Below are 22,346 nucleotides of genomic sequence, written 5' to 3' on the forward strand. Positions count from 1 at the left end.
CTTTAGAGACTAACGGTTTTTGAGTGTCATCCCCAACTTGAACACTAACTGCTCTATGGCGACCTTTCCATCCATCCCCCCTGTCTTCATCGAAAGGTCTATGTGGGCCAGTTCACGTATTGCGCTGCCCAGTTGAGCGAGTCCGACCTTCTTGATCTGCGTCAGAAATGCCGACTGATTCTTTCCGAAGATCCGCAGCTTACCGCAAACCTGTCTTATCGGCACGCCCGTCTCGATCATGACCTTCGCGTTAAACATCTTGCGCATGTGATACGCAAAAGCTCCCACGGCTGTGTACTCGGCACTGGGGTCGTGTACGAACATATTGCGAAGTCGTTCGACCGCGCCGGCAGTGTTTCCGCTGGTTATCAGGTCGATCACCTCGAACGCGTTGAATGCACGGCTCTTGCCTATGAGCGTTTCGACGTCATCAAGCGAGATCTTAGCCGACTCGTCGACGTACATCGCAAGTTTGTCTACTTCGCTTGCGAGCTTTCCGGGATCGTCACCTACAAACTCCACCAGCGCCGCGGCTGCATCTCTGTCCAGGGTCTTGCTGTGTTCCGTTTTGGCTCGTTCTACGGCATAGCCCGGCAGTTGTGCGGGCTTGAGATCGCCTACCTCGATCAGCTCGCCGACCTTTGGAAGCTTTTTGGCAAGTTTCGTACTCTTTTGCCATTTACTGACGACCAGAACAAGGACGCCGCTCTTGCTCGGTTCTTCAAAATAGCGTTCCAGAAGAGGCCGGTTGGCAGTGATGAACTTATCCGCACCGCGCAGTACCACCACCCGCCGAGATGCAAGGAACGGTACTGTTCGCAGTTCGTCGAGCACCGTTACGCAGTCGACTTTGTCCGGGTCCGGCTGAAACAGGGCCATATCCCGTTCATCGTCGCCGAGAAGGCTGTCGACCAGCGATTCGCACTGCTTACCCACAAGGTGCGCGTCCTTGCCGCAGATCACATATATGCAACTGACTTCCTTGTTCTTATTTTTTGCCATCGATCAAAGCTACTCTTCAGCATTCTCATCAGGTTCGGCAGATCCTTCGGCCTCACTGGAAGATTCCTCGCCGTTTTGGGCGGATTCAGCCGCCTCTTCTTCCTCTTCAAGGCTGAGCCGTTCGACCGCAACCAGTTTATCGTCTTTCTTGAGATTGATCATGCGAACGCCGGAAGTACTTCTGCCGATAACCCTGACTTCCTCCAGGCCGGTCCGTATGATCATACCCTGTGCGGTTATCATCATGATGTCGTCTTCGTCCTGAACAGCCTTTATGGCGATCACCTTGCCGTTTCTGTCCAGGCCCTTGATGTTGATTATGCCCTTACCGCCACGGCTCTGAACACGGTATTCTTCCAACGCGGTGCGTTTTCCGTAGCCATTCTCACACGCTGTCAGCAGTGAAGCACCTTCTTCCACGATGACCATGCCTACTACGGCATCGTCTTTGGCCAGGCTGATGCCTTTTACTCCCCTGCTCACGCGCCCCATCGAACGGGCGTCGGCTTCGTGGAAGCGTATGGTCATGCCTTTTTCCGTGCCGAGGATGATCTCGTTTTCGCCGCTGGTCACATCGACACCGATCACCCAGTCGCCCTCGTCCAGGCGAACAGCCTTTACGCCGTTGGAACGCGGGTTGCCGTATGCACTGAGTACGGTCTTTTTAACTATGCCGTTGCGGGTAGCCATGAGGAGCTGCCGCTGATCGTCGAATTCCCGCACGTTCAGGATAGACGCGATACTGTCGTCGCCCAGGTCAAGCAGATTCGCGATATTCCTGCCCTTGCTCTGTCTGGACATGGCGGGGATGTTGTAGACCTTGAGCCAGTAGCAGATGCCTCCTGTGGTGAATACCAGCAGGTAATCATGCGTCGAGGCCGTAAATAGATGTTCGATAAAGTCATCTTCCTTCGTCGAAGAGCCTATGATTCCTCTGCCGCCGCGTGCCTGCTTGCGGTAGGTATCGATCGGCATACGTTTCATATAGCCCTGATGGCTGATCATCACCAGCACTTCTTCTTCCGTGATGAGGTCTTCCAGGTCGAACCCTGTCAGGTCCTCTTCACTGATATTCGTGCGGCGGTCATCGCCGTATTTGCCCTTGATCTCGTGAATGTCTTCACGCACCACGTCAAACTGCATATCCTTGTTTGACAGCAGTGCTTCGTAGCCTTCGATCTTCTCAGTCAGGTCGCCGTATTCTTTGGCGAGCTTCTCGATCTCGAGACCCGTAAGCCGCTGAAGCTGCATGGTGAGGATCGCATCCGCCTGCGGTCCGGTCAGGAACTGCTCTTTGCCGTGACGTTCAGAGACGAACGATTCCGGCAACAGACGTCGCAGTGTTTCTGATTCGACCAGCTTGAGGGGCTTTTCCATCAGGTTGATCTTAGCCGTCGGTGCGTCCGGGGACTTCTTGATCAGCTCGATGATCTCGTCAATGTCGCTGACCGCCAGGATCAGGCCTTCCAGGATATGGGCGCGGTTGCGGGCCTTCTTCAGCAGATAACGCGTTCTGCGCCTTATCACGATAAGCCTGTGCTCGATGTAGAGCTTGAGCATCTGCTTGATGTTAAGCGTTTCGGGTCGGCTGTTGACCAGCGCGACGTTGTTGATGGCGAACGTGTTCTGCAGAGGCGTGTAGCGGTAAAGCTTGTTCAGGACGACATTCTCGTCAGCGTCCTTGCGGACCTCGACCACGATCCGCATGCCCTTACGGTCGGACTCGTCCCGTACGTCGCTAATCTCGGGAATCGTGCCTTCACGCACGCAGTCGGCGATCTTGGAAACAATGGTCGCTTTTACGACCATATAGGGTATTTCGGTGAATATAATGCTGATCTTGCCGCGCTTGCTCTCTTCGATGTGGTGTTTTGCGCGGACTTTGAGATGGCCGCGACCGTGGACGTAGGCATCGAGGATGCCTTTTCGGCCGCAGATTATGCCGCCGGTCGGGAAGTCGGGGCCGGGCAGCACTTCCAGGATGTCCTTGAACGTGCAGTCCGGGTTGTCGATCATCAAAAGCAGTGCATCGCATACCTCGTTGAGGTTGTGCGGCGCGATGTTTGTGGCCATGCCGACCGCGATACCACTGGCACCATTTACCAGCAGATTTGGGAACTTTGAGGGCAAAACGACCGGTTCTTTCCGTGTTTCGTCGTAGTTCGGCACGAAATCGACCGTGTCCTTCTCGATGTCCTCCATCATATCCGGGGCGGGTGAGGCAAAACGTGCCTCGGTATATCGCATAGCAGCGGGCGGATCGGCGTCGATGCTGCCGAAATTACCTTGCGGGTCAACGAGCGTGTAACGCATGTTCCAGTGCTGGCCGAGCCGGACCAGCGTGCCGTAGGTGGCCTGGTCGCCGTGCGGATGGTAGTTACCGCTGGTGTCACCGACGATCTTGGCACATTTACGGTGCTTGCCGCGTGGACCGAGGTTCAAATCGTTCATCGCGACGAGGATACGCCTCTGTGAGGGCTTAAGGCCGTCCCGCACGTCGGGCAGTGCACGCGAAACTATGACGCTCATCGCATAGTTAAGGTACGAAGTCTTCATTTCGTCGAGGATCTTCATATCCTCGAATCGGTCGTTGATTGTCTCGTTAATATCAGCCATTCGTATTTTCCATAAACCAGATATTCAAAACGCGCATACGACTTCCGTGTGCCGCGTTCTCACCGGTCCAATTGTAGTGCTAAACCCTTAAAAGTCAATCATATGTCACTATTTACGACCGTTCAGACACATTTTTCTGTCGGCCGGTTCGAAACCGGTTCAAAAATGCAAACTATCTGCAAGTTTTACCCTCTTTTGCTCACTTTTGCCCCATCTTTGAACACAAATAACCCTCAAGGTGAAGCTGTGGATTGCCGATAAATACTTGTAAATATTGGTGCAATTCAAGACCAAAGGAGGCACCCAATTGTCTGAGAATACAAAAGCAGCTCAAATCACGAAAGCCGGATGGATCGATAAGCACGCCAGGAGCATTCTCATGCTCTGGGCCGGGATGCAAAGCCCGCTGGATGTCGACCCTAACTATCTGCAACATATCAAAGAGGAGCTCGAAAGCTGCTTTGAGGATCCGCTCAAACGTTCGCTGATCGAGACGAGCTATCCGGCAGACTAACTTCACTGCCAGCCAGAATCGACAACATTTCCTGCCATCGCATACACTTCCACGTCAATGATCGAATTCCCCTCTTAACAACGCACCAGTTTGCATGTATCATGCCCCGATACTTAAATCCTGACTAATTCGTGATTACGTGGAAAACAATGGCTCTGCTTACTTTGCAAAATGTCTCCATTGGCTTTGGAGGCCCGAATATACTTGACGACATCACCCTGCACGTCGAACAGGGAGAGCGTCTGTGTCTGCTCGGCCGAAACGGCGCGGGAAAAAGTACGCTGCTTAAGCTCATTAACGGCACCATAAAACCAACCCAGGGCGCGATACAGCTCGAGCCCGGCACGAAAGTCGCGATGCTCTCGCAGGAAGTCACGGGCGAGGGTTCGCATTCAGTGTTCGACGAGGTACTGATCGGGCTGGGTGAGCTGGGTCATTTGCTGGCCGAGTACGAGTTGATTACCAGTCAGGTGGCACACGATCCGTCGGCCGAGAATATGTCCCGGCTGGAGAAGGCACAGCATAAAGTCGACACAAATAATGCCTGGTCGATACACCGGCAGGTGCAGACCGTTCTCACGCACCTCGATCTGAACGGCAGTGACACCTTCGGCAGTCTCAGTGCGGGCACTAAACGGCGGGTCGAAATGGCCAAGGCGCTGATCACAAAACCTGACATTCTTCTGCTGGACGAGCCGACGAACCACTTGGACATCAATTCCATCACCTGGCTGGAAGGCTTTTTGAACGATTATCCCGGCACGATTGTATTCGTCACTCACGACCGTTCGCTGATACGTAATCTATCCACCCGCATCATCGATGTGGAGCTGGGGACGATCAGCTCCTGGTCGTGCGATTACGACACTTTCACCCAGAGAAAAGAACAGCACACCAACGCCCTTCTCAAGCATCGGGCGGAATTCGACAAGAAGCTCGCCGAAGAAGAGCAATGGATACGACAGGGAGTGCGCGAACGGCGGAAACGCAACCAGGGAAGGGTTCGTGAGCTCCAGGAAATGCGCGAGCAGCGGCGCAACCGTCGTCAGCTTGCCGCGAAAGCGAACATCGAAACGCAGCAGGCGGATCTGTCCGGTCGACTGGTCATCGAGACTTTTAAGGCCTCGTTCCAGTATGACCACAATCCGCCCATTGTCGACGATCTGAGCACAACGATACTGCGAGGCGACAAGGTCGGCATTATTGGTCCCAACGGCTGCGGTAAGACAACGTTGCTGCGGCTGCTGCTGGGTCAGCTTAGCCCCACGAGCGGACGGGTCAAGCTGGGGACGAACCTGCAGATCGCGTATTTCGACCAGCTCCACCGGCAGCTCGATCCGGACAAGGCTGTATGGCAGAACGTGATCGATGGTTATGAAACAGTCGAATTCAACGGCAGAAAGCGGCATGTCATAGGGTATCTGCAGGACTTTTTGTTCATGCCAGAGCAGTCCAAAAAGCCGGTTCGGACGCTGAGCGGCGGTGAGCGAAACCGGCTGCTGCTCGCTCAGTTATTTGCAAAGCCGACGAATCTGCTGGTTTTGGATGAACCGACGAACGATCTGGACATGGAAACGCTTGAGCTGCTTGAAGAGCTGCTTGTAAATTTCCAGGGGACATTTCTGCTGGTCAGTCATGACCGTGAGTTCCTCAACAATGTTGTCACCAGCACGCTTGTGTTCGAAGGCGGGGGCATGGTCAAGGAATACGCAGGCGGGTATGACGACTGGCTCAAGCAAAGAAAACCTCTGCCTCAGGATGAAACGAGCAGACCGGCGAAACCCGAAAAGAAGCAGAAAAAATCTAAACCCAAGCCGGCGCAGAAGAAAAAACTCAGCTACCGCGAGAAACAGGAGCTGGAGCAGTTGCCGGCACGCATAGAAGAGCTTGAGTCCGAGCAGGCCGGGTTGCATGAAGACATGGCGAAGCCGGACTTCTACAAGCAGGACAGTGAAAAGATATCAGCGGTAATGAACAGATCCGAAAAACTGGACTCTAAACTGGCGGAATTGTACGAGAGATGGGAGCAATTGGAAGAGCTCAACACCTGACGAAAATCGTCCGTTAGCTGGAGCTTAGGCCGATTTGTGTCGATAAACAGGGCATCACGATTGACTTTTTTACCAAAGGGAGCAAACAGCATGAAGCCTGATCCGACGAAAACAAAGGGCTGGCAGATCGCCCACGAGGCTGAAAAACGCATGAAATCACTGGAAAGCCTGGCAAATGAGCTGGGACTTCAGTACGGCGAACTGCTGCCGATGGGTCATCAGCTTGCCAAGCTCGATCAGAAAAAGATCCGCAGACGGCTGGCTTCAACTCCTGAAGCAAAATACATCGACGTAACCGCCATCACTCCCACGCCGTTGGGTGAGGGCAAGACCACCACGACCATCGGCCTGGTGCAAGGGCTGGGAAAGCTCAAAAAGAAGGTTATCGGAACAATAAGACAGTCCAGCGCGGGTCCGACTTTCAATATCAAAGGTGCGGGTGCGGGCGGCGGACTCGCCCAGGCGATACCGATCACGCCACTTTGCATACGGCTGACTGGGGATATAGAAGCCATCACGAACGCCCATAATCTCGCGATGACCGCGCTCACAGCTCGGATGCAGCACGAGCACAACTACGATGATGCGACGCTGGCTAAACGAAACCTCAAACGACTCGATATCGATCCGGGGAAGGTTCAGTGGAAATGGGTGCTGGACTTCTGCGCACAGTCTCTTCGAAATATAACCATCGGTCAGGGCGGGCCGAAGGACGGGCTCGAAATGCAATCCGGCGCGCAGATCACCGCCTCAAGTGAGTTGATGGCGATCCTTTCGGTCGCTACGGATCTCGAAGATCTCCGCGAAAGGGTCAGCAAGATCGTCCTCGCGTATGACCGTAACGGCAATAAGGTGACGACCGCGGACCTGGAAGTCGACGGCGCGATGACGGCATGGCTGGTGGACGCTCTGAATCCTAATCTAGTGCAGACACTCGAGGGTCAGCCGATGCTGGTTCATGCGGGTCCGTTCGCGAACATAGCCATAGGCCAAAACTCCATCATCGCGGACAAAACCGCCTCGAAGCTTGCAGATTATGTCGTAACTGAAAGCGGTTTCGGTGCGGACATCGGGTTCGAGAAATTCTGGAACCTCAAGTGCCGCATGTCGGGCCTCAAGCCGGACGCGGTTGTCATTGTCGCTACGATCCGTGCTCTCAAAATGCACGGCGGCGGGCCAGCGGTCAAGCCGGGCAAGGCACTGGACAGCACATATACAGAAGAGAATACGGATCTGGTTGCCAGGGGCTGTGAAAACCTTATCGCCCATATCGAGACCGTCAAAAAAAGCGGCATCAAGCCGGTAGTATGCCTCAATCATTATTACACGGACACCGAAGCAGAGATCGAAGTGGTTCGCCGGGCTGCTGGCGAAAACGGTGCACTTTTTTCAGTCAGCAAACACTGGCTCGAAGGCGGCGACGGCGCGATGAATCTGGCTGAGACGGTACTGGAAGCATGCGAAGCTCCCAACGAGTTCGATTATCTGTACCCCGATGAAACGCCCTTCCGCAAAAGGATCGAAACGATTGCAACACAGCTTTACGGCGCGGCTGATGTAGAGTATGAGCCGGCGGCTATAGAGAAATTCGAAAAGCTCGAAGCCGATCCCTACTACAAAGACTTCGGCCTGTGCATGGTAAAAACACACCTGAGCCTGTCACATGACCCTTCCTTGAAAAACCGTCCTGCCGGCTGGACACTGCCCATACGTGATATTTACGTCTACGAGGGTGCCCGATTGGTCGTGCCGCTCGCTGGTGGGATAAAGCTGATGCCCGGCACTGGATCGGATCCTGCTTATCGGCGGATCGATGTGGATACGGAGACCGGCGAAGTGTATGGAATAGGCTAATTCGTTAGAACGATAGCAGCAGTGTTACGCGTTAACGCTTCGTGCGATCTGCTCGATGAGTGAGATCGATTCCTCAACCTCGCCAAGACTTAGCAGAGGCTCGACGAGCCTTGCCTGCTCGGTACTCTCGCTGCAGTACATAATAAAATCAACCAGCTCGTCCTTTATCTGATTGTTGGAAGGTGTTATCCAGCCGGGCACTTCGCAGTCGACCTCTTTTCCATCGACGCGCAGCTTCTTTTCCTTGAAGTCACCGCGGACCTCACAATCCTCGCATTCGATACGGACAGTTCGCTCCTTCGCATCAGCTTCGACAAGCCAGGAAACGAAAAGCTCGCCCTGTACGCCGCTCTGGTGCTCAACATTGATCTGGGCCTCGTAAACCTGCCCTTCAAAACGTCTGGATCGTTCCACATTCACACCCTTGACGGGGCCGAAGAAATATCTCGCAAGGTCCAGGTCATGCACGACCTTGTCTACGATGATATCGTCCGGAATGCGTTCGTGGTGCTTCTGCGTTCGCCTGAACGAATAGCTCTGCGGGTTCACCTGCCGTTCGCGTATCATCGAAACTATCTTGATCGCGACGGGGTTATATCGCTCGACATGTCCCGAGATCAGCTTGCAGCCGTTCTCTTTCGCGAGCCTGACGAGCTCGTCCATCTCTGCCTTGCGCGTGACCAGCGGTTTTTCCACCAGTACATGGATGCCCTTTTTAAGTGCGGCTGCGACAAATTCGAAGTGGAGTTTCGTCGGCACCGCAATGACGATGATGTCAGGCTTTGAGTCATCAAGCATTTTCGCGTAGTCGACATAGTGATCGTATTGCGGAAATGAGGCAAGATGCTCCTCATCGACATCGCAAACACCGGCAATGCGTATCTTGCTGAGCTGCTTTTCGACGTCGCCCTTGTAATAAGGCTCGTACTGGCCCGCCATGAGCTGCTCCAGGGCATGCAGGTGGTATCCGCCCATCTTGCCCATGCCGGCAATACAGACCCGCACCTCTTTGCTGTCAAACCCTAGAAGCATTTTTTGGTATTTCCCCCGCTATGCCTGAAACTTGACAAGGCGATCGATCGCCTTTTTCACATCTTCAAATCGCGACTTGCCGCATTCGCGTTCGATGGCTAACGCACCATCATAACCTATCTCCTTGAGAGCGGTCAGAAAGGCCTGCGTATCTACATCACCGTCGCCCCATGGAGTCTCTTTGCCCCACTGAGCAGCCAGTGCGTCTTTGATGTGTACGTGCTCGATGAGGCCGCCAAGGGTTTTGACCGCTTCTACCGGATCGCCCTTGTCATAAAGCAGCATATTGGCAGGGTCGAAGTTCACGCCCAGTGAATCATGGTTCAGGCTTTCCAGAAATGCGCGAAGCTCGGATGCACTTTCCTGGCCGGTCTCCAGCAGCAGCCTTACGCCTTTGGCTTTAGCTGCATCCGCAAGCAGCAGGATCCGCTCGGACAGTTTCGTTCGGTATGCTTCGTCTTCCATGTCTATAAAGCCCAGATGGAACGAGAGAAGCTGCACGCCGAGATCGGCGGTGACATCTATCGAACGCAGAACTCGCTGACGGTTCTCATCCCAGCTCTCATCGGGCACAATGCCGCCGGTACGTTTGATAGCATCGAGGGTGCTGTAGTCTTCCTGCTCGAAGCTGACCATCGTACAGGTAACCTGCCATCCCTGTTCTTTAATGGCGCGGAGGAACTTGTCGCCCTCGCTGCCTATAGCAGGAACGGCGTGCAGGTGCAGATGCTCCAGGCCGAGCTCGGACCTGAGCTGTCCCAACGTCTCTAAATTATCACTGGCCGACCAGCTGCAAACGCCGGTCGGCCAGTTGTCACACTTGATCATTTTACAGCTCTACCTTGCTGCCTGTCTTAGCGGATTCTTTCTCAGCCAGAACGAGCCTTACGGATTCCTTGCTGGCCTGTGAGGTTGTAATCTCAGGTACATCTTCGCCGGCTATCGCGTTTACGAAGTGTGCGATTTCCTGTGAATAACCAGTGCCGGGCAGCACGTCTGGCGTGAACTGGTCGCCGTCGGCAGGACATACCCTGAACATCGGATCCTTAGTCACGTCGAAGCTGACGGTGGCTTTTTCGAATACGGCGTTGAAGCTCATCTCGAAGCCCCAGCTCGCCTGCATCATCCAGCCGCCCTCAGCGGTGATAACCTTGTCGTCATCGTACCTGTACTGAGTGACCATATGGTCGTAATCGCCTGTCGGGCCGGTCATACCTGTGGTAACGACTGCCTTGGGCATGCCGAATACGTACTGGACGAAATCGGAGTCGTGGATGTGCAGGTCAAGTGCCGCACCGCCACTCTTATTGCCGTCGAGATACCAGTTCTGCCAACCGGTCGTCGGAGTCAGAGCGAGCCTCTGGAAAGTCAGAACCTTGAGCTCACCGTATTCTTTCGACTCGATCATTTCCTTAAGCTTGACGTATTCAGGCCAGAAGCGGATGCACTGACCGATCTGCAGTCTCTTGCCGGCATCATTTGCCGCTGCGACCATTTCCTCACAGAGCTCGGTACTGAGGGCCATAGGCTTTTCGCAAAGCACGTTCAGACCTGCTTTGAGAGCCTTCTTGGTGTATTCGGGGTGCAGATAAGTCGGCAGACAGATCGAAATGCCGTCCAGATCTTCTTTTTCGACCATCTCGTCAAAATCCGTGTAAAGCGTCTTGTCGCTCAGGTCGAGTTCACCCTCGGCGCCTGCAATATTACCAGCAGTTTCACCTGTGTTCTTGAACCTGTTTTCGTCTATATCGCAAATAGCGATGATCTTAGCATTATCGAGCGAGCTGTAGCACCCGTAGTGCATCTTACCCATAAAGCCAAGTCCAACGATACCAATCTTAACCATTATATTCTCCTTTAATCTTAGTTTATCGATTCGATGACGCGAACGCTTTTACTTGAAAAGCTTCTTCATTGCGTCTGCTGTCTTTTCGGGTCTGCCGGGTTCGTAAGGCAGCATCTCAGCGGTCAGATAGCTATCGTAGCCGATCTCGCCCAGTGCTTTCTTGACTGATTCGAAATCGACGTCGCCTTCACACATGTCAACAAATCCCTCTGCAGTGCCGACCATCTTGTAATCCTTGATGTGGACGCGTGCAATACGGTCGCCCAAAATCTTGATCCACTGGTCCGGATAGCCTGTCAGCAGCACGTTACCTACATCGAAGTAACAGCCGACGCGATTGGAATCGAAGCTGTCGATGAAGTCACGCATTTCGAGGGGACTGAGAAGGAACTTGTTCCATACGTTCTCGATAGCGATGGTGACACCAACTTGTTCAGCAGTCGGAACCAGCTTTGCAACTACTTCTTTAGCCCGGTCATAAGCGATATCGTATGGGATCACGTCACCTTCGGGAAGGAAGAATACGTGTACCGCGCCGGGAACGAACAGATATGCGTCCGTGCCGAGCCACTTTGTGACCTGCAGGGCCTTTTTGGTAAATTCAACGATCTTTTCGCGTTCAGCGGGATCGTTAGAAGTGGGCGAACAGCCCCAGCTCTCGCCGCTGGCTACACTGCTGATCTCGATACCGATCTTCTCGGCTGTAGCTACTATATCCTTACATTCCTGCTCCGTGGTTTCATGGGTCAGAACGCCTTCACTCGCGATGGCGAGCTCGATCGAATCAAAACCCAGGTCCTTTGCTTCCTGCATGGCCTCGGCGATGGGCTTTTTAGCCTCGAGACCGCCTTCAAACATCCAGTAACTGGCACCTATTTTCATTTTAATTCCTTTCGTCTAAGTTACCTCTATCAAAACGCAGCAAAAAACGGAACTTGCATCAGAACTGCGATCTGCGATATGAACGATGAGACAGACAAACGCATCACACTCTTAAAATGCCGTCTGTCTGCCTCATCGTCAAGTCAAAAAAGGTTTAGGGACATATCAAGCTAAAATTAAACTCGATAAAAACTTCAAGCAACTATCACTAGAGGCTTGGGTATTCCACGATACCGAGCTTTCTTTCCTTTTTCCACATACCGCGGGTGAAGTCCGGGAACTTAACCGGTTCACCCTGCTTACGTACACTCTCTTCACTCACCGGGATAACTGAGCTCCAAAGCACTGAATCGTAAACGTCGATATCAGGAGAAATACCCCTTCTCAGTGCCTGGATCAGTCGATAGTCTTCAATATAGTCCATTCCGCCGTGGCCCATGCCGCCGCTGCCTGCTTTGGCAATTCGCTCCTGGGTTGCCTTCCAGACGGGATGCTCGTATTCCTTCAGGTAGCTGCCGAAATCTTCCCAGCCGTGGCCCTTGCTCTTACCTTCGATATGGACACGGGACTTTGGATACTTACGCATAATGCCCTTTGTACCCTGTACCAGGAAGTCTCTGCTGTAAGGACGCGGCAGATGTGTGTCATGCTTGCAAATGATGGTCTTGCCCTTCTTGGTGCGGATCAGTGCGATGTTGACGTCGCCGCAGGCAACATCGGTCTTGGCCATCGGATGGTCCGCGCCGAGCTTTTCAACGACATACTGGTGCAGTCCCAGAGCCCTGCTGCTGACGGATACCATGTAATCGAAGGTGTCGCCGCGATTGATGTCCATGCACCATGCCATCGGCCCAATACCGTGTGTCGGATAGAGGTTGCCGTCACGGGTTGTCTGTTCTTTCCATCGCCACTGGCCCTGGTAATATGTATCGCTGATCAACAAGCCTCGCAGATCGTGGAGGTATCCGCATTCGCCGTGGACGAGATCGCCGAACAGCTTTTGTCCAACCATGTTCATCACAGCCATCTCAGCTTTGTCGTAGCAGCAGTTTTCCATCATGACGCAATGCTTTTTGGTCTTTTCAGCCGTCTCGACGAGCTTCCAGCAGTCTTCGATAGAAAGCGCGATGTTGACCTCAGAGGCCGCATGGCTGCCGTTTTCCATGGCCGCCAGACAGATGGGAGTGTGCCATTCCCAGGGCGCAGCATTGTAGACCAGGTCCAGGTCCTCGTTTTCGCACATCCTTACGAAATCTGTTTCGTCTTTGCCGTAGACAGCAGGTACTTCCAGGCCGGCACTCTTGGCCTGTTCGACCGCCCACTTGGTCCGACTGGGACGAATATCACAAACAGCCGCGATCTTAGAGCCGGGTATATGCATCAGCCTTCTGACGTGACCCGAACCCATGTTACCAATGCCAACGAAACCGATCCTGATCTCGTCTTTGGGCTCGGTCGTCAATACACGAGGCTTGGTAGTCAGCATAGGTGCCCCGGAACAACCTCCCAGAGCAATTCCGCCCAGAACCGCTCCAGCGCCTGTTACCGCGCTGCTTCTTAAAAAATCTCTTCTGTTGATACTTCTTGCCATTTTCAGGTTCTCCTTAACTGTACCCACTACAAGAATTCTAATAAAGCACGAGGACGCCATCATTGAACCAAAACCCAGGTTTCAAGCCCACAGAGCCTTTTTACACACTGAACCGATAGTTGTCATGGTGCAAACCACTACGTCTTATTTGCAATAATAAGCTTTTCACCCCTTGACTGCCATAGACAGAAGTGATATTTATATGGATATATGTAACTTCTGGCCACTCAATCCAAACCCGACAATCGCATATGGAACAAACGCATAAGGATATAAGTAACATAGTGAGGGCAAATGTTCAGTCCCTGCCCCGCGATATCGTCGCGCAGAGCCGCTACTTTTTCTATGAAACCGAGTCCACAACCCGTCAACCGCTCGAAATAGTCTGCGGCGGATACGAGAGGTGCGGACCGGCATTTTTCATCGACCGAACGGACTACCCGTTCCACGTAATTAAGTTCACGATAACGGGCAAGGGAATGTTCATGATAAACGGATCCCACCATAAACTCGAAGGCGGGGTCATCACCAGCTTTTCGCCAGGCGACAGGCACACTTACAGGTCGGATCCGCACAATCCCATGGAGCATATATTCGTAACTTTCACGGGAACGCGGGCAAACGAACTGCTGCGGTCTAGTACGCTGTCGAAAACGAAGATAATGCAAATATCAGAGCCTGCCTCAACTTTGCAGATGCTGCATCAGATCCTCCAGGCGGGCCTTGAGAAAAACGAATACAGCCAGCAGATATGCTGCAACTATCTGGAGATACTTCTTCTCAAGCAGGCCTCCGCTTTGGCCAACACCAATTCACCGCATTCACTGGCGTTCGACACCTACCGCAAATGTAAAAAGTACATCGACGACAATTTTTCAGCTATACGGACCGCTCAGCAGGTCGCTAATTCCTGTGATGTGAATGTTCGCTATATGTCACGGCTGTTCAAAAAGCATAACTACATCTCGCCGTACGAATACCTGACCCGGCTGAAGATGAACAAAGCGATCAACCTGCTGCTCCACTCGCAGATGCCCGTCTCGCAGATAGGTCTTGAAGTCGGCTTCGAGGACCAGTTTCATTTTTCGCGCGTGTTCAAAAAGTATCAGGGGCTGTCACCGCAGAATTATCGTCAGCGTCACATGTCCTGACAGCGATGGTTGAAAAAAAGGCCGGCACAGCATCATAGCCGTACCGACCTCACACACTCTCGCATAACCATCATGCGAAATTCACATTATTGATCGAGCCGCTTAGTCGCCAGCACATCGAGTTCAGCCACTGATGTCCAGGGACCGTTGAAAGCCGAGGCCGCAACCAGCTTGATATAGCGGCCGTTAACGCGTTTATCGAAACGAACTGTATTGAGCTGTCTCGCTTCTTCCATGACACCTTCCCCAGCAGGTTCACCCCACTCCTGACCGTCATCACTTACGAAGAACTTATAGCCCTTTATGCTGCCGTTGGAACTGCCGTCCTGTCTGGGCAGGAGCGCAAAACCCGCCAGCTCATATGCTGTACCCATATCGATCACGATTTCGTGCGGATGGGGCGGACTAGCGTTCTGCCATTCCGTGTGCCACTTGGTACCGGGATTGCCGTCAATCGCGTTAGAGCCCGGTTCGCCTGGGTGTACGCTGTCAACCGAGACAACCTTCCACTTGCCCTTGCCGGCATCAACCAGATCGAGCTTCTCATAGAAGGTTGCGGACGCAACGGGACTGGCCATAAAACCTTCAGCAACCGCTACCGCCTTCACCGTTGTCCGCCTGTCGATCTCGATCGGTTCGTCATACTCGGTCGAATCGGCATCGGGGTCACTGCCGTCGGTCGTATAGAGGATAATTACGTCATCGCCTGCCTTTATCACTATGTCGCCTTGGTCATTCTGCGAGACTTGGGGCTTGGGTACAGTCAGTGTGCCGCGAGCAGCCTTTCGGATATCATCCATTGTTCGGCTGTACGGCCTGAGGCTGAAATTGAAATCAACCGTCTTGGCGGGGAAAGAATACTTCGGCAATACTCCCGGTCCGCAACTGCCGTTACCCAGGCCGAGCTGCTTGTAATCAAGTGAAACAACCACATCGTCTCGGGGTGTCAGCTCGTTGATGTGTCGTGCCCGGTCGAGCTCGTTCTCGGTGTACCGCAAGGCCGTAAAGGACATTACGTCCTCAGACACGGCGATCACGCCGTCTCCGGAATCATTCAGCAGCGCGGCCCAGCGAACATCCTCTTTATTGCCGGTCGTCTGCGGCCTTACATAAGGCACATACTGATCCGAAACCGTGCTCTCGTAAAGCCCGATCATAGAACCGGTCTTACGATCAGGGTAGTTCTCTGCCGGGCCCCTGCCGTACCACTTTACATTCTCCAGGTCGCCGCTGACATGCATCTTCATGCCGAGCCTGGGAAGAACGCCCATTTCCGATCCCGGCACGATATGATTGCGGACAAGAATGACGCCGTCCGCAAAAACAGTGTACTTGCTTTGCACCTCAAAACATTCGAGTTCATCCCGGCCAAAATATTTACATACAGCGGTTATGGCAACATTGTCCGAACCACCTTTATCAACGGTTACTGACTGCGGCACGCATTTGAGCTCGTTGAGCCCCCATCGGTACCAGTTACCCCTGTTGTCGTTATCAACCGGAGCCCGGAAAGCGTTCAGGATGGGGCCGTTCGCGCCATCGCCATTGTCCGTTATAACCACATTGCCGCCGTAGATCAGCTCATCTATGGTTGCGTCCTCACGGCTGAATGCCATCGTAAAACCATCACCCCAGACAAGTATTTTGCCGTCTTTCTCGATGACTTTAACATCACCGGACTTACTTCGATCAACAGCAAGCCTGCCCATCTTGACAGGGATGCTCATCTGTCCCTGTGCAACTGTATGTCCACGGGGCACGAAATCGGAGGCCTGTCTTTGAAGCAGCTTAACATTGAGCAGGTACTCAGCCCCTTTCTGTGCATCGAACTGCCTGACGGGCAAGGTTACTTCTCCGCTGGCTTTGGGCGAAATGTCGGGCCCATGCATTTTGCCGGACTGCACAATGGCGCCGTCTTCGGTGATGGACCAAGCAAGATCGAAATCGCTGAGATTCGTGAAGTGATACTCGTTCGCAATCTCTATCCGACCGGCAGCGGCATCGATCGCATCAAAGTCCGCATATTGATAAACCTGCTTGACCTCGATAAGCTTGGGCGTTACCTGTCTGTCAGGCAGTATCAGTCCGTTGATGCAGAAATTGCCGCTGTTGGGCCTGTCGCCGTAATCGCCGCCGTAAGTAAAATACTCTTTGCCGTTCTCATCCGTTTCACGAAGCCCCTGATCGACCCAGTCCCAGATGCAGGCACCGACGCATCGCGGATATCTTTCGATCACGTCCCAGTATTCCTGAAGATTGCCGACGGCGTTGCCCATGGCGTGCGCGTATTCACAAACGAAATACGGCCTGTTCGAATCCCGCTTGCCCTGGCTCTCGACCCAGCCGATGCTCGGATACATATTGCTGTCCATATCCGCCGGTTCCCAGTAGACCTCGTAATGCAGCAGACGAGTTTTATCTACAGCTTTGATCGCTTTGGCTATCTTGTCGAACGCCTTTCCGCCGCCGGACTCATTGCCGAATGACCAGAAAATTACAGAGGGATGATTCTTGTCCCGATGCACCATAGACATCGCCCTGTCGATATGCGTACCGTCCCAGTCACGTCTCTCGCCGAGCGCGGGCACACCCTGATGACCGTACATGCCATGGCCCTCTATATTCGCCTCATCCACGAGGTATATGCCGTACTTGTCACAGAGGCTGTACCACCGCGGATCGTTCGGGTAATGGCTTGTCCGCACGCAGTTAATATTGTGCAGCTTCATCAGGCGAAGATCCTCGATCATGCTGTCAACCGTCAGCGAACGTCCGCGATCAGGATCGTGCTCGTGCCTGTTGACGCCCTTGAGAAGCACACTCTTGCCGTTGACCAGCAACTGACCGTTCGGGCCAGTTTCGATCTCGCGGAAACCGACGTCACAACTGTGCACTTCGACTGCTTTACCGTGTTTATCTTTCAATGTCAAAACGAGCTGATAAAGATAGGGCTTTTCAGCGGACCACTTGGCGGGGCTTTCGATGTCGTCAACGAAAGTCACTTCCGCCCATGAATCACCGTCGACCTTTACTTCATCTATCGCAAAAGAGGTGATCTCACCTGACCCGAACAGGCCCTTTTCGGCATCGAGCAGCTTGCCTTCGACGGTCCACCCAGCCGTATCAGCATCACCGTAATTCTTCAGCTTAACAGCCACCTGGAGCTGCGCATCCTCGTATTCTTCGTCCAGATCGGTCCGCACAAAATAATCCTGGATCGCAACCTTGTTACGTGCGACGAGCCGAACCGGCCTGAATATACCGCTGAGTCTCCAGAAGTCCTGATCCTCAAGATAACTGCCGTCACTCCAGCGGTAGACCTCCACGGCCATCATGTTCTCACCATCGCGTAGGTACTCTGTAATATCGAATTCGGCAGGCGTAAACGAGCCCTCACTGTAGCCGACCTTCTCGCCGTTGACCCAGAGATAAAACGTCGACTTGACGCCGTCAAAGTGAACGAACACCTGTTTTCCGTCCCAGTCAGAGGGCACATCGAAAGTCCTGCGGTAGCTGCCGACGGGATTGCGCAGCTCGTAAGAGGTGTAATGCTTTGGAGGCTCTTTCGTTACGAACGGCGGCTCTTTTTTGAACGGGTAGATGTTGTTTGTGTAGACCGGAACACCATAGCCCTTGCGCTGCCAGTTCGACGGCACAGCTATATCGTCCCAGTCGCTTACATCGTAATCGAGCTTGTAAAAATCAATCGGCCTATCTTCGGGTTTGGCTGCCCAGTGGAATTTCCACAGCCCGTCAAGTGACCGCGTATATGACGACCTTTTGCCGATCTCAGATTCTTTGGCATAAGGCACCGAGGTGCAATGCGCGGGCTCCTTGTTAATGCCGTAAACCAGCGGATTCTCCCAATCAGGCACATCATCCGCCAATGCCATATCCGCCAAAACCACCCCCATCATCACGATGCATAAAACACGTCCAATTCTGCTCATGTCCATAACTCCAGAAATCGTCACAAAAAGCGGGACCCACCAAAAGACCGACCCCGAGTAACCACCAGTCTATTTCCTGCCTTGATCAACGGTAAAATTATCGATAACCAACTTACCTCGGCTGTTATTCAGTTTCTCAAATGCGATAAAGCTGTACTCGCTCTCGTCCGTCTTAAACGAGATCTGCATTTTTCCTTCACCCGAAGGTATCATGCGTTCCGCAATTCGAGCACCCACCTGCGACTCTGCAGCTTCCTGCGAGTATTTCAAATTCACGTCTGAATACCGCGCGACTGAATTAAACCACGAACGGAACCCGATCTTCCCCGCCTGCACAGGTACGGCCTTTAGCTCTCCCTCAAAGACAGCTTCGCCGTCAACCCATAGCTTGAAGTACTGGCCGACATACCTGATCCTGACTTCGTGTTCCTTGCCGTCACCGTCTATGCTCGGCCCCGCATTGGTCAGCGTGCCGTAAGTGTTCGGCGTCGCCCAGACCCATTTCGAACCTGTGTCATACCCGATAAATACCCAGCTATCCGCGTTCTTGTAACGTACGAACGCACCGCACCTGCCGTTTCTCTGCGATTCGACCTTGAAAGTCAGTTCTCCGTCGACAACCTCGGGGGTCTCCAAGTCAAACACACTCGACTTCACGACCAGACGGCCGTTATCTGCCTCGGCACCTGCACCTTCTTCTGCCCCCGCCCAGTTCTCGGCAGCAAGCTTGGGTTCATAAGTCGCATCAAATTCCGCATCATCAACGTAAGGCTCATCGACGACGAACTTGTATTGATCCGCGTTGTCAGCGATATAGTCGAAACTGACCGTGTACCAGCTCTGGGGCTCGAGCTTGAGCGTTGAAGGCAGTGTTCGGACGACATAACCAACATGCCGTTCGTCCATTGTCTTGAGCGAGAACCTGCCGTCGATCGTGTCGTCCGTATAAGGTTCATGCGTCTCAGAAAGATGCGTATTGCAGGGCCTGTTATAGCCGTACACGAAAGGCCCCCAGCCCTCATCCACGTTTTCAAAGTCTTCGAAGAAGTAATGGCCGTTCTGATCCGCCTTCTCGATCTGAACCACTCGCACATCGTCGAACATAGCAGCCGAGGATTGCTCACCGGCTTCAGCGATCAGCGAAATAACCGCACCGTCATTGCCCTTCGGCACATCGAACAGCACCTTAAGCCGCTGGAAGTTCGTACCGTTTTTGCTTGCATTCGGGAAATTGCACGGAAACTCCGTCCTGTCAATGACTTTTTCGACCACTGACCCGCCGAAATCACTCACACGGATTCCCGCGGTCCTGCCGCCGGTCACCTGCGTCCATACAGACGCTGTGTATGTCTTGCCGCCCTCAAGACCGACGATCTTTTGCCTTACCTTCGCCGCCGCGCCGGTATTGCCCTCGATGTGCAAGTAAGTCTGGCCGTTCTCGTCGTTGCTGATCGTGACGTGATCGTTGTCAGCAGCCGGCGAACTCACGTTCCAATAATCAAACCCATGACTGTCAAAACCCATGTCCTTAACCACGCTGCCTTCGCTCCATTCGACCTTTTGAGCAGGCGCCGACTTTTTGTAAACCACGTAAGGTGTCTCAGCTTTTGCATTTATAACAATGCTGCCGTCATCGACTGCGATCTCATCGACAAACACCCTGCCCAGATCGGTCAGTTTGTAAAGTTTGACGTTCTTCAGACCCGACCAGCTCGCCGGCAGTATCCACGAACTTGCTCCCCCGCTGCCGTTCCAGTGGTATATTTTGCTCTCACCCACCGGGTCCCAGGGAATAAACACGCGATCATTAGAAAAGATCAACCTGCCGTCCTTGTATATGTTAGTGCTCTGACCTTCACGCTTTGAAATCAGCCCGCCGGAAAAAACCGCCTCAGTATCACTCAGCTTGAGCAGCTCGAAATTCTGCATATATTTGGTAGGCAGGTTCTTGGTGTAAAACAGCTCGACCACTTCGTGAATATTCTTCTCGTAACCGCCGCTGTCCCAGCCCATAAAGCCGGTGTGATCATACCCCATCAGCACCGGGTCATAGCCGAAAACGTCTTTGTCGGAATTATGGATGAACCGGTAGATACTGCGCGGGCTTGTTTTATGATGTGACCAGATCGAGTAAGTTCCAAGATAATTCGGATACTCCGTCCAGATCGGCCAACCAAGCTCATTAAGCTTGCTCCCAAGCTTGTGCGCAACCCAGTCGATCCCGAAGTAAACATCAACGTACACATACGAAAGATCGGGTATCTTGCCCTTGAGCTCTACAAGTCTGTCGTACAAATTACCTGAAAGCGTGTCCGCCTTGCGATCGATCTTCCACGATTGATCGAGCCACCGCCAGCCAGGCTGATCCGTCACCAGTTCCTCGCTGAATGCCCTCGCTTCCGGATAAGCTTCCGTATGATTGATATGCACGCCGATCATGGCGTTATACTCTTTGGCCTTCTCGCACAAAAACTGCATATCTTCCGCACCGCCGGCCTTTTCGTTAATGTTTCCATAATCCGGGTGACCGCTGTCATGGCCCTCGGACGCATAGCCCTTGAGCAGAACCGTCTGGCCGAAACCGTCAATGTAATGCGACAGCTTCTTGACATTGTCCAGGATCCTCAAGAAAGGATTCTGCCCGACGCTGGCAAAATTCATCGCGACATGACTGATACTGCTTTGAATGGTTTCCGCCCCGAATCTGTCCTGCTGGATATCTCGGTAAGCGATCGCACCGTCCTGCCAGCCGATCAAATCATCGCCGTTACGATCGCGGGTGATTATCACTTTGCACCACGGAAGCTCGACTGTCTCAGTATCGATCTCCCGCCAAATCCATTTATTGTTCCAGATCGCAAACTGTTTGTCATTGCCACTCCCGGTCGTCTGATACTTGTAACGATGCCAGGTCACGATCGTATTGTTTTCGATCGATGCTGCCAGATCATCGGTAGTCAGTATGGCATAGGTCGCTGTGGAAGGCTTTGCAGCGATCTGGGCACTTGAAAGCTCTAAAAAGCTTTCCCCGCCTGCAAGATTATTAACAGCCAGCTTGACATTTTTCTGACTTGACCGACCAGTTATCAGATTGTGGTCAGGAATCTCAAAGGTTTTTACCAGCGTGTCGCCGTTTTCCTGGATATCAGTGACTTCGAATTTCAGAACCGGACCCTCGACACTGAGCTCGGCAAGTATCTTCACCGAAATGGGCTCGATATCCATTGTGTAATGTACAGTGTCGCCCTTGGCCGAACTCTGAACCGCAGGTTGGTAGCCAGATCCATTTATGAGCACCTTAGCGAGATCTTCGTCCTGGCCGTTGATGGCAGCGCCGTTGTCAAGCCACTGATACTTAACTACCTGCGGGAAATTGTCAGAAACTGTGACCGCCATATCTTTTGACCTGATAACTGCCCCACTTGCAGAAACCTGGCAGATGGCTGTTAATAAGAAAAACATGCTGATGCATTTCTTGAGCGAAATCACCGTCATCTCATACTCCATTATCAAAAGAAATTTTGTAGGCATCACCAGAATCGACAACCACTTTGCGCCCATATCACCATCATAATGTGATTATCAATAACATCCAATCGCCAGTGATGATAACTACTCCAGACCTTTGAAAGCAAATATATTTTGCTGCTAAACCTGTTTATTGATCTCAAATACACCCCAACTGACCATTATGTGATCACCGCTGCCTCTAAATATCACATTTACGCATTGCAACTAAAATTTCGACTGCTGAGCTATTACACCCTGAAAAAGCAAACCCCGAGACGGCCATTTAATGACTATCCAACCAAACGCAAACATTGCCCTAACAACAAACTAATGATTTGCTAACAATC

At 52.8% G+C, this 22,346-nt stretch carries 13 protein-coding genes; 4 read left to right on the forward strand and 9 right to left on the reverse strand.

Features of this window, described 5'->3' with window-relative positions; all coding sequences use genetic code 11:
• Positions 1-9 precede the first annotated feature (9 nt).
• Entirely contained in the window at positions 10-1,002 is a 993-nt protein-coding gene (gene holA, locus STSP2_RS13005) for a DNA polymerase III subunit delta (protein WP_146663188.1), read from the reverse strand.
• Positions 1,003-1,011: 9 nt separating this feature from the next.
• On the reverse strand, positions 1,012-3,618 hold the full coding sequence (gyrA, locus tag STSP2_RS13010) for a DNA gyrase subunit A (RefSeq protein ID WP_146663189.1): 2,607 nt from the start codon (positions 3,616-3,618) through the stop codon (positions 1,012-1,014).
• A 307-nt stretch (positions 3,619-3,925) separates the two neighbouring features.
• Here gyrA and STSP2_RS13015 point away from each other — a divergent pair, with 307 nt between their 5' ends.
• From STSP2_RS13015 to STSP2_RS13025, 3 genes are all read left to right on the forward strand, one after another.
• Positions 3,926-4,132 (forward strand): hypothetical protein, encoded by a 207-nt coding sequence (locus tag STSP2_RS13015; protein WP_146663190.1) that lies wholly within the window; start codon positions 3,926-3,928, stop codon positions 4,130-4,132.
• 149 nt (positions 4,133-4,281) lie between these two features.
• Entirely contained in the window at positions 4,282-6,183 is a 1,902-nt protein-coding gene (locus STSP2_RS13020; RefSeq protein WP_146663191.1) for an ATP-binding cassette domain-containing protein, read from the forward strand.
• Between the two features lie 90 nt (positions 6,184-6,273).
• Complete coding sequence (locus STSP2_RS13025) at positions 6,274-8,037, forward strand: formate--tetrahydrofolate ligase (protein WP_146663192.1); 1,764 nt, start codon at positions 6,274-6,276, stop codon at positions 8,035-8,037.
• A 24-nt stretch (positions 8,038-8,061) separates the two neighbouring features.
• Here STSP2_RS13025 and STSP2_RS13030 read toward each other — a convergent pair whose 3' ends face one another.
• From STSP2_RS13030 to STSP2_RS13050, 5 genes are all read right to left on the reverse strand, one after another.
• The gene (locus STSP2_RS13030; protein WP_146663193.1) at positions 8,062-9,069 is read right to left on the reverse strand and encodes a Gfo/Idh/MocA family protein; all 1,008 of its coding nucleotides are present in this window, start codon (positions 9,067-9,069) and stop codon (positions 8,062-8,064) included.
• Between the two features lie 18 nt (positions 9,070-9,087).
• Positions 9,088-9,897: a sugar phosphate isomerase/epimerase family protein gene (locus STSP2_RS13035; RefSeq protein WP_146663194.1), complete on the reverse strand. Its 810-nt coding sequence runs from the start codon at positions 9,895-9,897 to the stop codon at positions 9,088-9,090.
• A 1-nt stretch (position 9,898) separates the two neighbouring features.
• Positions 9,899-10,915 (reverse strand): Gfo/Idh/MocA family protein, encoded by a 1,017-nt coding sequence (locus STSP2_RS13040; RefSeq protein WP_146663195.1) that lies wholly within the window; start codon positions 10,913-10,915, stop codon positions 9,899-9,901.
• 48 nt (positions 10,916-10,963) lie between these two features.
• Positions 10,964-11,797: a sugar phosphate isomerase/epimerase family protein gene (locus STSP2_RS13045; protein WP_146663196.1), complete on the reverse strand. Its 834-nt coding sequence runs from the start codon at positions 11,795-11,797 to the stop codon at positions 10,964-10,966.
• A gap of 208 nt (positions 11,798-12,005) precedes the next feature.
• A complete protein-coding gene (locus STSP2_RS13050) occupies positions 12,006-13,388 on the reverse strand; it encodes a Gfo/Idh/MocA family oxidoreductase (RefSeq protein WP_169853327.1) in 1,383 nt (460 codons plus the stop codon).
• A gap of 284 nt (positions 13,389-13,672) precedes the next feature.
• Here STSP2_RS13050 and STSP2_RS13055 point away from each other — a divergent pair, with 284 nt between their 5' ends.
• The gene (locus STSP2_RS13055) at positions 13,673-14,539 is read left to right on the forward strand and encodes a helix-turn-helix transcriptional regulator (protein ID WP_169853208.1); all 867 of its coding nucleotides are present in this window, start codon (positions 13,673-13,675) and stop codon (positions 14,537-14,539) included.
• An 86-nt stretch (positions 14,540-14,625) separates the two neighbouring features.
• On the opposite strand, the gene lacZ is transcribed toward STSP2_RS13055, so the two are convergent.
• Both lacZ and STSP2_RS13065 read right to left on the reverse strand, forming a co-directional pair.
• The gene (lacZ, locus tag STSP2_RS13060; RefSeq protein ID WP_146663199.1) at positions 14,626-18,489 is read right to left on the reverse strand and encodes a beta-galactosidase, LacZ type; all 3,864 of its coding nucleotides are present in this window, start codon (positions 18,487-18,489) and stop codon (positions 14,626-14,628) included.
• Positions 18,490-18,558: 69 nt separating this feature from the next.
• On the reverse strand, positions 18,559-21,984 hold the full coding sequence (locus tag STSP2_RS13065) for an endo-alpha-N-acetylgalactosaminidase family protein (RefSeq protein WP_169853209.1): 3,426 nt from the start codon (positions 21,982-21,984) through the stop codon (positions 18,559-18,561).
• Positions 21,985-22,346 lie beyond the last annotated feature (362 nt).

The sequence above is a fragment of the Anaerohalosphaera lusitana genome (assembly GCF_002007645.1).
In the GTDB taxonomy this organism is placed as follows: Bacteria; Planctomycetota; Phycisphaerae; order Sedimentisphaerales; family Anaerohalosphaeraceae; genus Anaerohalosphaera; species Anaerohalosphaera lusitana.

Excerpts from the sequence above, each read along its gene's own strand:
- STSP2_RS13045 (WP_146663196.1), bottom strand. The coding sequence starts at position 11,797 with ATGAAAATAGGTGCCAGTTACTGGATGTTTGAAGGCGGTCTCGAGGCT.
- STSP2_RS13040 (WP_146663195.1), bottom strand. The coding sequence starts at position 10,915 with ATGGTTAAGATTGGTATCGTTGGACTTGGCTTTATGGGTAAGATGCAC.
- gyrA (WP_146663189.1), bottom strand. The coding sequence starts at position 3,618 with ATGGCTGATATTAACGAGACAATCAACGACCGATTCGAGGATATGAAG.
- STSP2_RS13020 (WP_146663191.1), top strand. The coding sequence starts at position 4,282 with ATGGCTCTGCTTACTTTGCAAAATGTCTCCATTGGCTTTGGAGGCCCG.
- STSP2_RS13050 (WP_169853327.1), bottom strand. The coding sequence starts at position 13,388 with ATGGCAAGAAGTATCAACAGAAGAGATTTTTTAAGAAGCAGCGCGGTA.
- STSP2_RS13065 (WP_169853209.1), bottom strand. The coding sequence starts at position 21,984 with ATGACGGTGATTTCGCTCAAGAAATGCATCAGCATGTTTTTCTTATTA.
- STSP2_RS13035 (WP_146663194.1), bottom strand. The coding sequence starts at position 9,897 with ATGATCAAGTGTGACAACTGGCCGACCGGCGTTTGCAGCTGGTCGGCC.
- holA (WP_146663188.1), bottom strand. The coding sequence starts at position 1,002 with ATGGCAAAAAATAAGAACAAGGAAGTCAGTTGCATATATGTGATCTGC.
- STSP2_RS13025 (WP_146663192.1), top strand. The coding sequence starts at position 6,274 with ATGAAGCCTGATCCGACGAAAACAAAGGGCTGGCAGATCGCCCACGAG.
- STSP2_RS13030 (WP_146663193.1), bottom strand. The coding sequence starts at position 9,069 with ATGCTTCTAGGGTTTGACAGCAAAGAGGTGCGGGTCTGTATTGCCGGC.
- lacZ (WP_146663199.1), bottom strand. The coding sequence starts at position 18,489 with ATGAGCAGAATTGGACGTGTTTTATGCATCGTGATGATGGGGGTGGTT.